At 71.5% G+C, this 15718-nt stretch carries 14 protein-coding genes; 9 read left to right on the top strand and 5 right to left on the bottom strand.

Annotation, left to right across the window (positions count from 1 at the left end):
- Positions 1-11: 11 nt before the first annotated feature.
- The 3 genes from ACYVP9_RS21960 to ACYVP9_RS21950 are packed head-to-tail and all read right to left on the bottom strand — an operon-like array spanning position 12 to position 2671.
- Positions 12-224, bottom strand: coding sequence for a hypothetical protein (locus ACYVP9_RS21960; protein WP_460607108.1), 213 nt, complete (start codon positions 222-224; stop codon positions 12-14).
- A complete protein-coding gene (locus ACYVP9_RS21955) occupies positions 221-1597 on the bottom strand; it encodes an ABC1 kinase family protein (protein WP_460607107.1) in 1377 nt (458 codons plus the stop codon). The genes ACYVP9_RS21960 and ACYVP9_RS21955 overlap by 4 nt, the downstream gene beginning before the upstream one ends.
- 18 nt (positions 1598-1615) lie before the next feature.
- Positions 1616-2671: a ThiF family adenylyltransferase gene (locus tag ACYVP9_RS21950; protein WP_460607106.1), complete on the bottom strand. Its 1056-nt coding sequence runs from the start codon at positions 2669-2671 to the stop codon at positions 1616-1618.
- Between the two features lie 294 nt (positions 2672-2965).
- Between ACYVP9_RS21950 and ACYVP9_RS21945 the strand changes: the two genes are divergently transcribed.
- Positions 2966-3532: a M48 metallopeptidase family protein gene (locus tag ACYVP9_RS21945; RefSeq protein ID WP_460607105.1), complete on the top strand. Its 567-nt coding sequence runs from the start codon at positions 2966-2968 to the stop codon at positions 3530-3532.
- A 1-nt stretch (position 3533) separates the two neighbouring features.
- On the opposite strand, the gene ACYVP9_RS21940 is transcribed toward ACYVP9_RS21945, so the two are convergent.
- A complete protein-coding gene (locus ACYVP9_RS21940) occupies positions 3534-4889 on the bottom strand; it encodes a zinc-dependent metalloprotease (RefSeq protein WP_460607104.1) in 1356 nt (451 codons plus the stop codon).
- Between the two features lie 126 nt (positions 4890-5015).
- Here ACYVP9_RS21940 and ACYVP9_RS21935 point away from each other — a divergent pair, with 126 nt between their 5' ends.
- Entirely contained in the window at positions 5016-5186 is a 171-nt protein-coding gene (locus tag ACYVP9_RS21935) for a hypothetical protein (RefSeq protein WP_460607103.1), read from the top strand.
- A 9-nt stretch (positions 5187-5195) separates the two neighbouring features.
- Entirely contained in the window at positions 5196-6260 is a 1065-nt protein-coding gene (locus ACYVP9_RS21930; protein ID WP_460607102.1) for a YlbL family protein, read from the top strand.
- A 3-nt stretch (positions 6261-6263) separates the two neighbouring features.
- Here ACYVP9_RS21930 and ACYVP9_RS21925 read toward each other — a convergent pair whose 3' ends face one another.
- Positions 6264-6764, bottom strand: coding sequence for a PPA1309 family protein (locus ACYVP9_RS21925; RefSeq protein WP_460607101.1), 501 nt, complete (start codon positions 6762-6764; stop codon positions 6264-6266).
- 191 nt (positions 6765-6955) lie between these two features.
- Here ACYVP9_RS21925 and ACYVP9_RS21920 point away from each other — a divergent pair, with 191 nt between their 5' ends.
- The 6 genes from ACYVP9_RS21920 (at position 6956) to ACYVP9_RS21895 (ending at position 15717) form a co-directional block, all read left to right on the top strand.
- Positions 6956-9910 carry a UPF0182 family membrane protein gene (locus ACYVP9_RS21920; protein WP_460607251.1) on the top strand — a complete coding sequence of 985 codons (2955 nt, stop codon included), beginning with the start codon at positions 6956-6958 and terminating at the stop codon, positions 9908-9910.
- Between the two features lie 159 nt (positions 9911-10069).
- On the top strand, positions 10070-11665 hold the full coding sequence (locus ACYVP9_RS21915) for a methyl-accepting chemotaxis protein (RefSeq protein ID WP_460607100.1): 1596 nt from the start codon (positions 10070-10072) through the stop codon (positions 11663-11665).
- A gap of 59 nt (positions 11666-11724) precedes the next feature.
- Positions 11725-12882 carry an LCP family protein gene (locus ACYVP9_RS21910; protein ID WP_460607099.1) on the top strand — a complete coding sequence of 386 codons (1158 nt, stop codon included), beginning with the start codon at positions 11725-11727 and terminating at the stop codon, positions 12880-12882.
- A gap of 102 nt (positions 12883-12984) precedes the next feature.
- Positions 12985-13467 (top strand): pyridoxamine 5'-phosphate oxidase family protein, encoded by a 483-nt coding sequence (locus ACYVP9_RS21905; RefSeq protein ID WP_460607098.1) that lies wholly within the window; start codon positions 12985-12987, stop codon positions 13465-13467.
- Positions 13468-13733: 266 nt separating this feature from the next.
- Positions 13734-14318, top strand: coding sequence for a hypothetical protein (locus ACYVP9_RS21900; protein ID WP_460607097.1), 585 nt, complete (start codon positions 13734-13736; stop codon positions 14316-14318).
- Between the two features lie 49 nt (positions 14319-14367).
- On the top strand, positions 14368-15717 hold the full coding sequence (locus ACYVP9_RS21895) for a hypothetical protein (RefSeq protein WP_460607096.1): 1350 nt from the start codon (positions 14368-14370) through the stop codon (positions 15715-15717).
- Position 15718: the final 1 nt, after the last annotated feature.

Here is a 15718-nt window from a genome sequence, read left to right as displayed (position 1 = left end):
CCGGGGGAGAATCACCACCACTGCTGGTCGAGCTTGGCCTCGATCGCGCGCACGTGCCGTCGCGTGCAGTCGGGGCACACGTACGTCACGGCGCCGTTCGGGTCGCCCCGACCGGGGTCGGCCACCTCGGCCGTCCAGAGCAGCGGCGGGTCGCCGTCGAGCGCGGGGTCGGCGGGCCGGCCGCACATCGTGCAGCAGGTGGCGGGGCCCGGCGCGGAGGTCATCGCCCGCGGGCGTCCCGGCTGTCGGGCACCGCGCCCGGACCGTCCGCGGTGAAGCCGGGCTGCCACTGCTCGGCGAAGGTCCGGTAGGGGGCCGTCGCCCCGAGCTGGCACAGCACCGCCACCGACCCGAGGGTCACGCGGTGGACCAGCACGAACTGGGCGGGCAGGTTCAGGTACCGGCCGACGCGGGCCTCGGCGCTGCGCGGGTCGGCCAGCCGCGCCGCCTGCGCCTGCATCCACTCGCGCGAGAACGTGAACGTCGGCGTGCGCAACGGCTCGACGACCGGACCGAGGTAGTCCATGACCTCCTCGCCGGTCAGGTCGATGCCCGCCCGGACGAAACCGAGCCGGCGCATCAGCGCGATCATGGCGTCGGAGTCGCCGTCGACCGCGAGCCTGGTCAGGCGGCCCAGTTCGGGCGGGAACCCGTCGTCGAGCCGCGCCACCGCGCCGAAGTCGATCACGCCGAGGCGGCCGTCGGGCAGCAGCCGGAAGTTGCCCGGATGCGGGTCGGCGTGCAGCAGCCCGGCACGGGCCGGGGCGCTGTAGTGCAGCAGCGCCATCATCGAGCCGGCGCGGTCGCGCTGCTCCTGGGTGCCCGCGCGGATGATCGCCGACAGCTGGGTGCCGTCCATCCACTCGGTGACGATCGCCTTCGGCGCGCTGGCGACGACCCGCGGGATGGCGATGTCGGGGTCGCCCGCAAAGGCCTCCGCCATGCGCCGCTGCGCGTCGGCCTCGAGGGAGTAGTCGAGCTCCTCGAGCACGCGTTCGCGCAGCTCGGCCAGCAGCGGCTTGACGTCGAGGCCGGGGGAGATTCGTCCGAACAGCCAGGCGAAGCGGGTCAACTGGTTGAGGTCGGCCATGAGCGCCCGTCCGGCGCCGGGGTACTGCAGCTTCACCGCGACCGTGCGTCCGTCGGCCCACACGGCCTTGTGCACCTGGCCGATGCTGGCGGCGGCCGCGGGCTCGTCGTCGAACGTGCTGAACCGCTCGCGCCACGTCGTGCCGAACTGCTCGTCGAGCACCCGGTGCACCTGCGAGGTCGGCATCGGCGGCGCGGCCTCCTGCAGCTTGGTGAGCGCCTCGCGGTAGGGGGCTGCGCTGTCCTCGGGCAGCGCCGCCTCGAACACCGACAGTGCCTGGCCGAGCTTCATCGCCCCGCCCTTGAGCTCGCCCAACACCGCGAACAGCTGTTCGGCGGTGCGCGCCTGCAGGTCGGCCTGGACCTCCTCGGCGGAGCGACCGCTGATGCGGCGGCCGAGCCCGAGCGTCGCCCGGCCCGCCACGCCGAGCGGCAGCGCGGCGAGCTTCGCGGTGCGACGGCGCGTCGGGATGCGGTCGGTGTCGCCACGGTCCTTCTGCTGTGCCACGGAGCCATCATGCCCAGATCACGGGTCGCTGTCCGTCGGCGGCCCGCCGGGCGTGCAGCCGCACTCGGCGTGGGGCGGACGGCTGCGCCGCCGCAGCCGCCAGTCGGGCAACCGGAGTTCGAGCGAGCCGTCGAGGCAGGCCGGGTCGCCGCCGTCGAGGTGGGCGAGCACCTGGACGGCCGCCGCCGCGACGACCAGCGCGGTGACCGCGGCGTCCGAGGACACGCCGTGGCGCGGTGGCACGGACAGCTGCGCCGCCAGCATCGGCCAGAGCGGGTCGCGGTCACGCCGGTGCAGCTCGGCGCAGCGCAGGCAGCTGGTCAGGCCCGGCACGACCAGCGGCCCGACGACCCCGTGGGCCGCGCCGACGGACACCAGCAGGTGCGCGTCACGGGCGTCGTGCAGCGCCGCGCACCGGGCCTCGTCGACCGGACCGTCGACGGCGAGCACGGTGACGTCGGGTCGTTCGCCGGGTGCGAGCGGACGGGTGTCGGCATCGGGGACCGCGCGGCGGATCGCCGCCTCGGTGGCGTCGGCGATGCGTTCGCCCTCGTCGTCCGTGCGCACCCCGCCGGGCAGGGCGTGGTGCAGCCGGACGGTGCCGGTCGCGAGGCTGTGCACCCGTCCGACCCCGGCGGTGGCGAGCAGCGCGGCCAGCGGTGGTCCGGCCCGGCCGTCGCCGTGCACGACGACGGACGCGCGGCGTCGCGCGGACACGACCTCGGACGCCCGCTCGCCGACCCGGGTCGCCAGCGAGCGCAGCTCGCCGCTGAGCCGGGGGTGGGGGACGCTGCGCCGCGGGTCGGGACCCGACGGCGACCCCGCGCGCGGCCAGAGCTGGCCGCCGCGGGCCAGCTCGGCGAGAGCGGTCGTGACGGACGGGTCGTGAGCGGTGTCGGACACCGGCTGGCTGCCGGCGTGCGCCAGCCGCCGCACGACCGCCGTGGGCAGGCCGTCGACCACGTGCGAGGTACTGCCGTCGGCCGACTCGAGCTGCACCGACCGCGGCGAGCGCCAGAGCAGCCGGGTGGCCGGGGCGAGCACGTAGTCGGGGTTCTGCGGGTGGACCGTCACGCACCGGAACCCTGCCACCGCGAACGACGCCGTCCGGAGTTGTCCACAGGGGTGGGACGTCGCACGGCGCGGTGGAACGAGGGTTGTGCCCTACCGGTGGGTTGCGGTGCGGCCGCACTCACTCTGCGTGTTCATTGCCGTCGGGACGGGGACGCAGCGTCGCCGCCGACGTGGCCAGGAGGTAACCCTGAAGTGAATGTCCACACCTGTGGACGGAATTGTGGATAGTCGGGCCCGCGCCTGTGGACGGCGCTGCGGTGCTGTGGACGGAGCCGAACCCCTACCGTGGCTGCCATGGCGGCACCCCTGACCCGAGTCGGCGACACCGACGTGGAGGTGCGCCGCAGCACCCGCCGGCGCCGCACCGTGTCCGCCTACCGCGACGGTGACCGGGTGGTCGTGCTGGTGCCCGCCCGCTTCACCCGCGCCGAGGAACTCGACTGGGTGACCCGCATGGTGGAGCGGGTCGAGAAGCGGGAACGCCGTCCGCCCGCGGGGGACGCCGACCTCGCCGCGCGGGCCGCCGAGCTGTCGCGGCGGTACCTCGGCGGACGGGCCCGGCCGGCCTCGGTGCGCTGGGTGCCGCGCATGCGCACCCGCTGGGCGTCGTGCACGCCGGGTGACGCGACGATCCGGCTGTCGCGGGCGTTGCAGCCGTTGCCCGACTGGGTGCAGGACTACGTGCTGCTGCACGAGCTGGCGCACCTGCTCGAACCCGGGCACGGGCCGCGGTTCTGGACGTTGCTCGAGGCGTACCCGCGCACCGAGCGGGCGCGCGGGTTCCTCGACGGCGTCACCGCGGCCGCGCACCTCGACCTGGGCCTCGACGCCGACGTCGAGGGCAGCCCGGACAGCAGCTGAGTCAGGCCTTCGGGTCGTCCGGACGGTCGGAACCGCCCTGCTCGTCCGGACCGTCCTGGTCGGTCGCCCCGTCCTGGTCGGTCGCCCCGTCCTGGTCGGTCGCCCCGTCCTGGTCGGTCAGCAGGTCGAGCTCGCTGAGGTCGTCGGGGGCCTTGAGGTCGGTGGGCATCGGGGTGTCGCCGAAGCCGAGCGGGTCGTCGAGGTCGTCGGCGACGGGCAGCAGGTCGGGGTGGGTCCAGACCGCGTCGCGGCCGGAGACGCCGCGCTTCTCGGTGACGCCCCACCACAGGGTCGCCGCCTCGCGCAGCCGGCGGGGCCGCAGCTCGAGCCCGACGAGGGTGGCGAAGGTCTGCTCGGCCGGACCGCCCGACGCCCGGCGACGGCGCATCGCCTCGCGCAGCGCCTCGGCACCGCCCATGTGCTCGCGTGCCGCGGCGTCGACGACGGTGTCGACCCAGCCCTCGATGAGGGCGAGCAGGGTCTCGAGCCGCCGCAGCGCGGCCTGCTGCTCGGGCGTCTCCTCGGGGGTGAACAACCCGCCGCTCAGCGCCTGCTGCATGCTCTCGGGGTTCATCGGGTCGATGCCCTGCACGGCCTGCTCGATCGCGGACAGGTCGACCTCGATGCCGCGCGAGTAGCCCTCGACGGTGTCGAGCAGCCGCTGCCGCAGCCACGGCACGTGCACGAACAGCCGCTGGTGGGCGGCCTCGCGCAGCGCGAGGTAGAGCCGCACCTCGTCCGCGGGCCGCTCCAGGTCCTTCACGAACGCCGCGACGTTCTCGGGGACGAGGGCCGCGACACCCGGCGAGCCGACGGGCAGGCCGATGTCGGTGGCCGTGAGGACCTCGCGGGCGAGGCCCCCGAGTCCCTGGCCGACCTGCGCGCCGAACATCAGGCCGCCGACCTGCTGCATGATGCCGGCCATCGGGTTGCCCGGGCCCATGGCCTCGATCTGTTCCTGCGGCATCGCCTTCGCCATGGCGGCGACGACCTGGGTGGCGATGGGGTCGCACAGCGACGACCAGACCGGGATCGACTTCTCGAGCCATTGCAGCCGGGTCCACGACTCGACCGTCGAGACGCCGGACGGCAGGTCGGTGACGCCGTCGAGCCACACGTCGGCGACCCGCAGGGCGTCGGCGACGGCCATGCGATCGGCCGGGCTGACGATCGAGCTGCCGCCGAGGGTGGAGACCGCGAGCTGCTTGGCGAGGTCCCAGTTGACCGGGCCACCCTGCCAGCTCAGCAGCTTCTGCAACTCCGCGAACAGCGGCATCTGCGACGAGAGGTCGTCGCGCTTGGCCGGGTCGCCCTCGCCGTCACCGGACGGGGCCCCGAATCCGAAGGGGAAAGTCATGGCCGTCCTCCGCGGGGGCTGGTCGCTGCCGTCACTGTGCTCACGGTAGTAGCGACGAACGAGCGGTGGCCGCTGTTCCCGCGTTGCGCGCAGGGCGAACGGCATCACGCCGGTACCGTCCGCCCCGTGGCCTGGATGTGGTGGCTCTCGGCGCCGGTCTTCGCGACGGTGCTGGCCGCCTGCTGGTCGTGGGTGCGGTCGCGGCCGAAGCGACGTCCGACGACGGACGAGAGCCTGGCGGAGCACCGCGACTATCTCGACGCGCTCGCCCGGCGGCCCCGCAGCGACGCTGGTTAGGCTGCCCGTGTGGCGAACGCAGCGTTACAGGGTTTCGCGCGGCTGAGCCGACGCGTCCGCAGCCTGATCGTCGCGGGCCTGCTGTTCCTGGTGCTGTTCGTCCTGGTGCTGACACTGCCGGTGCCCTACGTGATCCTGTCGCCGGGCCCGACGTACAACACGATCGGCAGCACCCCCGACGGCCAGCAGATCATCCGCATCGAGGGCACGACGGTCCGCAAGACCTCCGGCAACCTCAACCTGACCACCGTCGGGGTGTCGACGCAGTCGATCACCGCCTTCGAGGCGCTCAAGGGCTGGCTGGCCGGCGACGAGGTGGTCGTGCCGCGCTCGTCCGTCTATCCACCGGGGGTGTCCGAGCAGGAGACCGACCGGCAGAACACCCAGGACTTCATCACCTCGCAGGACAACGCGACCGCCGCTGCGCTCTGCGAGCTGAAGTACCCGCGCGCGTTCGGCGTCATCGACGTCCTCGACGACGGCCCGTCCAAGGGCAAGCTGCGCGGCGGCGACGCGCTCCTCACGCTCGACGGCAAGGACGTCAGCACGGAACCCAAGCTGCGCGCGGTGCTCGCCGACCTCGCGCCCGGCAAGGCGGTCGACGTCGTGGTGAAACGAGCCGGCAAGCCGGTGACGCTCAGCGTGGCGCCCGCCGCCGCGTCGAAGGGCCAGCAGGGGGCGCGGCTCGGCGTCACCGTCTCGACGACCTGCCTGGCGCCGTTCACCGTCGACCTCGCCCTGGCCAACGAGATCGGCGGCCCGTCCGCCGGGCTGATGTTCGCGCTCGGCATCATCGACAAGGTCGGCACCGAGGACCTCACCGACGGACGGTTCATCGCCGGCACCGGCACCATCGACCCGTCCGGCAAGGTCGGGCCGATCGGCGGCATCCAGCTGAAGATGATCGCGGCGCGCGACAAGGGCGCCAGCGTCTTCCTCGCGCCCGCCGGCAACTGCGGTGACGTGCGCGGCAACGTCCCCGACGGGCTCAAGGTCGTGAAGGTCGAGACCCTGCACGGCGCGATCGTCGACCTCGAGAAGATCGAGAAGGGGCAGTCCGTCCCCGGCTGCTGACCGTCAGCGCAGGGTGTCGCGCAAAGCCGCGACGAGGTTCGGCGCGAGGTCGTCCCCGGTCACGAGCTCGCCGTCCCCGGACGGGTCCTCGGGGTCGCGCAGCCGCAGCAGGGTGGCGTCCGTCCCCTCGCGCAGGGCGGCGGCGACGAGGCGGGCCTCCCGCCGGTCGGGATTGCGCGCGGCGTCCTCGGCGGACGTCTCCTCGGCCCCCGGCGGCAGGATGACGATCTCCTGCACGACGGCGCAGCCGTCGACCGAGTCGGGCCAGGCGATGCCGGCCAGCAGCTCGTCCAGCGGCTGGTCGGGAAGGTCGTCCTGCTCGACCGGGCACAGCGCGTCCGCCGGAAGCGCGTCGATGCCCATGCGCGAGGCCGTCTCCGGATCGTCGGCGGTGAACCGCCCGGCGGTCACCAGCGCGAACAGCGAGGGGGCGCGGTCCCAGCCCGAGGCGTGCACGTGCGCCTCGATCTCGGCGAGGACGGCAGTCAGGCCCGATTCGTCCATCGCCCCAGTGTGCACGGTGCCGCACCGTCCGGACGGACGCGGCCGGAACCCCGGGGACGGCCGGTACGTTGATCGGGCAGTCCCCCCGACGAGGACCCGGTGGTCCCGAGCAGGTCAGGAGCACGCCCGTGGCGATGCGGCCACCCATGCCGTCCGTGAGCTTGTCGCGCCGAACGAAGATCGCCTTGACGGTGGTCGGCATCCTCATCGTGCTGCTCGTGCTCGTGGTGAAGCTGTCGGGCACCTTCGTCGACTACCTGTGGTTCGGCGAGGTCGGCGCGCGCGGTGTGTTCTCCACCGTGCTGTGGACCCGCGTCGTGCTCTTCCTGATCTTCGGCGTCCTCATGGCCGCGATCATCGGCGGCAACATCGCGGCCGCCTACCTGCTCAAACCGCCGTTCCGGCCGATGTCGCCCGAACAGCAGAACCTGCAGAACTACGTGCTCATGGTCGAGCCGCGCCGCAAGCTGATCCTGATCGCGGTCGGCGCCGTCGCGTTCCTCGCCGCGGGCGCCTCGGCGCAGGGCGACTGGGCGTCCTGGCAGCTGTGGCTCAACGGGCAGAGCTTCGGCACCAAAGACCCGCAGTTCCACCTCGACATCTCGTTCTTCGCCTGGGACTACCCCGTCTACCGCCTGGTCCTGGGCTTCGGGTTCACCGCGGTGATCTTCTCGCTGATCCTGTCGATCGGCATCCACTACCTGACCGGTGCCATCCGGTTGCAGACGCCCGGCCCGAAGATCACCGTGGCCGCGCGGCGGCACCTCACCATCCTGGTCTTCGTCTTCATGGTGCTGAAGGCCGCCGCCTACTGGCTCGACCGCTACGGCATGGTCTTCTCGCAGCGCAGCCGGTTCACCGGCGCGAGCTACACCGACGTGAACGCGGCCCTGCCGGCGAAGACGATCCTGTTCTGGATCACGATCGTCCTGGCGCTCGGCGTGCTGGCGAGCCTGTGGCTGCGCAGCTCGCTGCTGCCCGGCATCGGCTTCATCGTGCTGCTGATCCTGTCGATCCTGATGGGCGGCGTGTACCCGGCGATCGTCCAGGGCGTGTCGGTCAACCCGAACGCCAGCGACAAGGAGAAGCCCTACATCTCGCGCAACATCGAGGCGACGCGCGAGGGGTACGGCATCCAGAACTACGACCCCGCGACCAGGTCCGGCACGGTCACGTACGACAACTACCCGGCCACCCCGCAGCCCTCGGCCGCCGCGGTGACCGACACGAACACCACCGTCGGCAACATCCGCATCCTCGACCCGAACATCGTCAGCCCGACCTTCCTGAACGCGCAGAAGATCGGCCGGCCGTACGGCTTCTCGAGCCGGCTGGACGTCGACCGCTACACGATCGACGGCGTCGAGCGCGACTACGTCGTCGCGGCGCGCGAGCAGGTGCCGGGCAGCAACCTCAACGGCTCCGAGAACAACTGGATCAACCAGCACACGGTCTACACCCACGGGTACGGCTTCGTGGCCGCTGCCGCCGACCGCGACGTCACGGCGGGCAGCTCGACCGACGCGTACACCGAGGGAGACATCCCGCCCAGGGGCCCCCTCAACGTGAAGGTGCCGCAGATCTACTACGGCCAGCTCGGCAACGACTACGCGATCGTCGGCGCCAAGGGCACCAAGCGCGAGTTCGACGCCAACGGCACGAAGATCACGTACACGGGCAAGGGCGGGGTGTCGCTGAGCAACCCGTTCACCCGGCTGGCCTTCGCGCTCGACTACACCGAGACGAACTTCCTGCTCAACGATGCCGTGTCGGCCGACGGCGCCCGCATCATCTTCAACCGCGACCCGAAGCAGCGCGTCGAGAAGATCGCGCCCTTCCTCACCGTCGACGGCGACCCGTACCCGATCGTCGACCAGAAGACCGGGCACATCGTGTGGATGGTCGACGGGTACACGACCATGGCCAACTACCCGTACTCCGAGCGGCAGTCGCTGTCCGAGATCACGGGCACGTCCCTGCAGCGCGGCCAGCGCGACACGCAGATCAACTACATCCGCAACTCGGTCAAGGCCACCGTCGACGCCTTCGACGGCACGGTGAAGCTGTACGCGTGGGACGCGTCCGACCCGGTGCTCAAGACGTGGCGGTCGGTGTTCCCCGGCCTCGTCAAGCCGGCGTCCGACATGCCGTCCGAGATCAGGTCCCACGTGCGGTACCCGCAGGACCTGTTCAACACCCAGCGCTCCCTGCTCACGCAGTACCACATCAGCGACCCGGTGCAGGCGTACAACGGCAACGGCCGGTGGCAGGTGCCCGCCGACCCGTTCAACCCCGGGCAGGGCGACCAGCCGGCGTACTACGTGCTGGCCAACCCGCCGATCGGTGACGCGACCTCCGACCCGCAGTTCCAGCTCACCACGCCGCTGGTGGTCAACGGCGCCCGCAACCTGGCCGCGTACATGTCCGTGAACAGCGACCCCGGGCCGAACTACGGACGAATATCGGTGCTCCAGGTGCCGACGACCAACAACATCCAGGGTCCGGCGCAGATCGCCAACGTGTTCAAGACCGAGAGCGTGATCTCGACCGACATCAACCTGCTCGACCAGGGCCAGACTCAGGTGCTGCACGGCAACCTGCTCACGCTGCCGCTGGGCAACTCGTTCCTGTACGTCGAGCCGCTCTACGTGCAGTCGACCGGCGCCGGGTCGTATCCGACGCTGCAACGCGTGCTCGTCACCTACGGCGACGAGAAGGGCTACGCCGCCAACCTCGCGGACGCGCTCGCCGACCTGAAGGACGGCGGTTCCCTGGGCCAGTCGATCGACGCGGGCAAGACGAGCGCGTCGGGTCCGAACCCGACCGGCAACGGCAACTCCAGCTCGCCGCCGCCCTCGTCGTCCTCGTCGTCGGCGCCGTCCTCGGGCGGCTCGACCTCGTCGGGAACGACGGGCACGCCGGGCACGTCCGTCGACACGCTGCTGACACAGCTGCAGAAGGCCCAGGCCGCCCTGGCGGACGCGTACGCCAGCGGCGACCCGCAGAAGATCGCCGACGCCACGGCGGCGCGCGACAAGCTCGTGGCCCAACTGGTCGCCGCGCGATCGAGCGAGACCGCCCAGCCGTCGCAGCCGTCGTCGCCACCGGGCAACAGATCGTCGGCGAGCCCGTCACCCACCGGGTGACGGGCGCGCCGGCCCGGCGGCGTACCTGCAGATAGCGCAACCCTGCGCGAAAGCGACGATCGGGACACCGGAGGACGCCTGCCGGACAGTTCGAGCCGCCGTGCTTAGACATCGGCTGTGGAGGCTCAGGTCCGGGCCCTCGACGTCGATGGGCAGGGTATGGCCGCTGCCCCGACGCATCGTTGGCGAGACCGCATCACGATCCGGGCGCGGCTGGTCGCGCTCTCGGTCTCGGGGGCGGTCGGCCTCGGGGTAGTGACCACTGCGGCGTTGATCGGCAGCGCGCAGTCGTCCGCCGCCGAACGCGAGATGGTGCGCGTCAGCGCGGCGATGAGCTCGCAGTGGAACGCGGACATGCTGCACGACGGCATCCGGGCCGACGTGATGGCCGCGCTCTACGCGACGACGCCCGACGAGCGTCGCCGCTTCGAGGTCGACGACGTCGCGACGAAGGCGCGCGAGATGGTGTCGGACCTCGATGCGGCGGCCGAGGGCGCTCCTGCCGCGTTGGGCGCGAGGTTCGCCGCGGTGCGTCCGGACGTGGAGCGCTACGGCCGGCTCGCGACCACCCTTGTGCAGCGGGCCGCGACGGACCGGAGCGCGGCGGAGGACCGGCTGCCGGCGTTCCTGCAGCTGTTCGGATCGCTCGAGGACCGCCTGGGCGTCGTCGACGAGCGGCTCGAATCGGCCGTCGACGACACCCAGGCCGCCGCCTCGGAGACCGCCGGCACGTGGCGCACCGTCATCGTCGTCACCGTCCTGCTCGCGGTTCTCGCCTTCCTCGTCATGGGGCTGCTCGTCGGCCGCGCGGTCCGGCGACCGCTCGAGCGCATGCGCAAGGCCCTGGCCGGCCTGGCCGAGAAGGATCTGACCGTGTCGGTGCCGGTCGAGCGTCACGACGAGTTCGGGCAGATGGCCGCGTCGCTCGACGCCGCGCTGGCGCCGCTGCGCGAGGCGCTCGCGTCCATCGGCGCGCGGGTCGAGTCGCTGGTCGACACCGGTGCCGGTCTGGACACCGTCGCGGCGGACCTGGGCAGTGCCGTCGACACGACATCGCGTGAGACCGGCCGGGCGTCGGCGTCGGCCCGCGAGATGTCGGAGAACGTCGCGAGCATCGCCGCGTCCATCCGGCAGATGGACGGGGCGGTACGCGACATCGCCGGCCAGACCAGTACGGCGGCGGCGATCGCGTCCGACGCCGTCGACACCGCGGCCGCCGCGTCCGCCGACATGGACCGACTCAACGCGGCCAGCCAGGAGATCGGCCAGATCGTCAAGGCGATCACGGCGATCGCCGGGCAGACCAACCTGCTCGCGCTCAACGCGACCATCGAGGCCGCCCGTGCGGGCGAGGCCGGTAAGGGCTTCGCCGTCGTGGCCTCCGAGGTGAAGGACCTCGCGCAGGAGACCGCGGCAGCGACGAACGACATCACCGACAAGATCACGAGAATCCAGGGCATGACGGCCGAGACCGCCGGCGCGATCGGACGGATCACCGACGTGATCGGCCGCATCAACGAGAAGCAGCTCGTCGTCGCGTCCGCCGTGGAGGAGCAGAGTGCGACAACTGCCGAGATCGATCGCAGCGTCGGAATGCTCAGCGTCGGCGCGACGGCGGTCACCGACAACATGGCGGGTATCGAGCGCTCGACCACGACGTCGGCCGACTGCGCCGCTACGACCCGCGACTCGGCGGCCCGGCTGACCACGGTCGCCCGCGAGGTGCAGTCGCTCGTCGGCCGGTTCCGCTACTGACGCCGCGCCCCGGCCGCTCGTCTCAGGGCAGGTTCAAGGCGGTTTCCTAGGCTTCGCGGATGCCCGAGCACGCCGTGGACCCGTCCGGCGGCCGGGCTGCGCGTCCGACGCGGACCGTCCTGCACAGCATCCCCGTCCGCCTGACCGCACGGGTGGTCGCAGCGCTGGTGTCGGCAGCGCTGCTGGTGCTCGCCGGGTACGTCTGGGTGTCGTACCGCGACCTCGACGCCGGCGTCACGCGACTGCCGATCGCGGTGGGCCGGCCCGACGGTCCGGGTGCCCCGCGCGACGTCGACGGCAACGACCAGAACATCCTGCTCGTCGGCAACGACGACCGCTCGACGATGACGAACGACGAGGTGCGCGAACTCAAGGTCGGCCGCGACGGCGGCAGCCTCGCGACCGACACCATGATGATCGTGCACATCCCGGCGGACGGGTCGCGGGCGACGTTGATCTCGCTGCCGCGGGACACGAAGATCGACCTTCCCGGTCAGGGGCAGGTGCTGCTCAACGCGCCGTACGCGCTGGCGTACTCGCAGACGCGGGGCGACCGCGACGCGCGGCGCACCGCGGGCGCGAACGCGCTGCTCGCCTCGCTCAAGAGACTGACGGGGTTGACGTTCGACCACTACGTGCAGGTCGACCTGCTCGGCTTCTACCGCATCAGCAACGCCCTCGACGGCGTGCCGGTGACCATGTGCGCCGCCGTGAACGACACGGTTGCGTACAACCGCGCCCACAACGAGGACGGCGGCTCCGGTCTGGTGCTGCCGAAGGGGCGCAGCGTGCTGGACGGCGCGAAGGCGCTGCAGTTCGTGCGGCAGCGTCACGGCTTCCCGACCGGTGACCTCTATCGCGTCAAGCGACAGCAGTACTTCCTCACCGCCGCGTTCCGACGGGTGGCATCCGTCGGGATCCTGTTCGAGATCCGCCGGCTGAAGGACGCGTTGCGGCGCTCGGTGTTCGTCGACGACGGACTGAGCAACCTGCTCGACCTCAGCGGGCAGCTCGAGAACCTGACGGCCGACCGCATCGTCGGCAGGACGATCCCGGTCGCGCTGGACGGCTCCAACGACCCCCTCCGGGTCAAGCAGTTCGTCACCGCGTTGACGGCACCGTCCCGGCGTCCGACCACGTCGCCGAGTACGTCCCGCCGGCCGTCGCCGACCCGGCCGACGCGTTCCGCGCCGATCGACTCGGGTTGCATCAGATGAGCGCCGAGCGGCGTGGACCACGAGCCGCGCGAGGCGATGTCGAGAACGCGCGTTCGGCTCCGTCCCCGTCGTGACGACACGGTCACGACGGAAGGAACGACCATGGACCAGCAGCAGATCGACGCCGTCCTGAACGACGCGACCACGCGGGAGCTTCTCGCACGCTCGCCACTGATGCGGGTGGCCTACACCGGCCGGGACGGCGCGCCGCGCGTCGTCCCCGTCGCCTACGTCGTGCGGGACGGGCGCTTCGTGTTCGCCACGGCCGAGAGCGCGGCCAAGGTCGCGGCGCTGCGGGCCGACCCGCGGGTCGCCGTCACGATCGACACCCCGCACCCGGAGCTGTGCTGCCTGCTCCTGCGGGGGACGGTCTCGGTCGACATCGTCGAGGGCGTGCCGGACGAGTACCTCGAGGCGAGTCTGCGCACCGTTCCGGCCGAACAGCACGCGATGTTCGAGCAGCAGGTGCGCGGCCTGTACGACCGCATGGCCCGCTTCGTCGTCGCGCCCACCTTCGCTCGGCTCAACGACTTCGTCCGTACCGCTCCGCGCGCCGTCGAGAGGATCATCGCCGCGAAGTCGTGACGGGGGCAGCGGCGCGGCGTGACGAGCCCGCTGCCGAACGCGCGGACCACGGCTGCGGCGCGGTCGCGCAGGTGCAGCTCGGCCGTTCTCGACGACTTCTCGTGCGCTACCCCGACTGTCCCGCCGCCCGTCCGCGTGGGGCGGCTCGGTCGGGTGTCCGACAGCCGATCGGGACCGAAAGCCTCTTAAAGCGCCCTTGTCTTCTGGCTAGCGTGCGCCGTACACGCCGCGAATCGCCCGCATCGGCGTTCTACCTAGGAGCCTTCGTGGAATTTCTCGCCCCCGACATGCTGGAGAAGCCGGCCCTCGAGGTCCAGAAGGCGATGAGCAAGGACGTGCGGGCCGCGGCCAAGAAGCTGAACACCTCGCCCGGGTTCTTCGTCGTCGCCGACGACGTGCCTCTGAAGGACAAGAAGTCGCCGTTCTTCGTCGTCGTGAAGACCGAGGCCGAGGCCAAGGACTGGGTGCTGAAGGTCAAGGGCAAGAAGCCGCGCGTCGTGCTGACCGGTCAGTGCAAGCTGCAGATGGCGGGCGCGGACGTCAGCGTGTCGCTGACCAAGGTCACGGGTGACCGCGTGACCGCGCTCAAGGCGCTGAAGCTCGCCTTCCGCATGGACCCGACGGTCAAGCTGCCCGACCTCGAGGAGAAGAAGCCGGGCGAAGCGGGTGCCGGCGCGGCGAAGCCCGCCGCCACGTCGCTGTCCATCTCGCCGACGGTCGACGCGATGGTCGCGAAGGTCCCGGAGAAGGACCGCACCGAGATCGCCGGACTGCTCAAGGAGTTCGAGGGTCTGGGGCTGAGCGAGCAGGACCTCAAGGACGCCCTCAAGGAGACCTTCGCCCGCAAGTAGGCCCCGCCACCGATCGCCACCTGCACAGAGCTCACAGAAGAGGCACGACATGACGAGTCCGGCCGCACAAGCACTCCGCAAGACCCTCGAGGCCAAGCTGGCCCGCAGCCGTGCCCAACAGGATGCCGGCCTCGCCGACCGTCCCCTGCCGCCCCTGCCCGACCTGCCCGTCCAGACCCGCGCGCGGGCGAACGCGGTCGTCGGGCGCCCCGGTGGACCGGACGCCACCGGGCCGGACCTCGACGCGACGGTGCTTCCGCCGCTGCCGGGCCTGCCTCCCCAGCCGGACCTCGACGCGACGGTGCTTCCGCCGCTGCCGGGTCTGCCTCCCCAGCCGGACCTCGACGCAGTCGTCCTGCCCCCGGTGCCGGGTGTCCCTCACAGCCCCAACGCGCACGGCCGGCACGACAGCCTCTCGCCGGCGCGCGAAGGACACTCGGGACGACGCGGCGACATCCTCGAGCAGTTCCACACGAGGACGGGCGCGTACGAGGGCCGGGCCGACGACGCCGTCGCTCCGACGATCTTCAAGCTCACGATCGCCGGGTCGGGCGGCGTGGTCTGGAAGACGAAGGCCCTGACGTCGGACAGGTCCGCCACCACCGACGGCAAGCTCGAGAAGATCTTCGAGGTCGGTGACTGGAAGGCGAAGGACACCTCGGTGTACCAGGACACCGACAAGGGCGATCTGATGTTCTCCGGCCCGATGGGCCTCGGCGGAACGAGCGACAGCGGCGCGAACAGCATCGACATGCTCGTCAAGAAGGTGCCGGGCGCCGTCATCAAGGCGCTGCCGCCGGGTACGGACGGCACGAACGTCGTCCTCATCGTGAAGGCGCACAGTCGCGGCGCGGTGGCCGCCAGCATCATCTCCAAAGCGCTGAAGCGCGCGCTGCCGAAACTGACGATCGAGCTCACGCAGTTCGACCCGGTCCCCGGTCCCGCGAACTACGGGAAGAAGAACGAGATCGATTTGGGGCAGACCGGGAAGCGCGACGACATCACGGCGGCACTCGACGAGACCACGATCGTCTACTCGATGGCCTCGGGCTACAGCTACCTGCTCAGGTCGTTCGTCCCGCAGCGCGTCTTCGGTGTCAAGCGGATCATCCTGTCGGCGCAGAACCACGGCGGCGGCATCCGGACCGGTTACATGATCGGCGACCAGAAGTTCAAGGGCGCGCGGCTCAACTCGATCCCGCCGGGCGCCTACTACGAGACGGGTGTGATCGCCCAGGGCCAGGACGCGGGCTACCTCACGCTGGAGCGGATGAACCAGAACAACTTCATGGCCATGCTGGACGCCACCTACGCGAAGAGGGTCGAGGTCAAGGACACCGGCCGGTACGACAACGTCAAGGCCGCGCTCAAGGAGTTCTTCAAGCGCAACGGCGGCTGAT

This window comes from Jatrophihabitans fulvus, from assembly GCF_054781375.1.
Note: the sequence above shows the minus strand (reverse complement) of the source record. Positions and strands in the feature narration are given on the sequence as shown.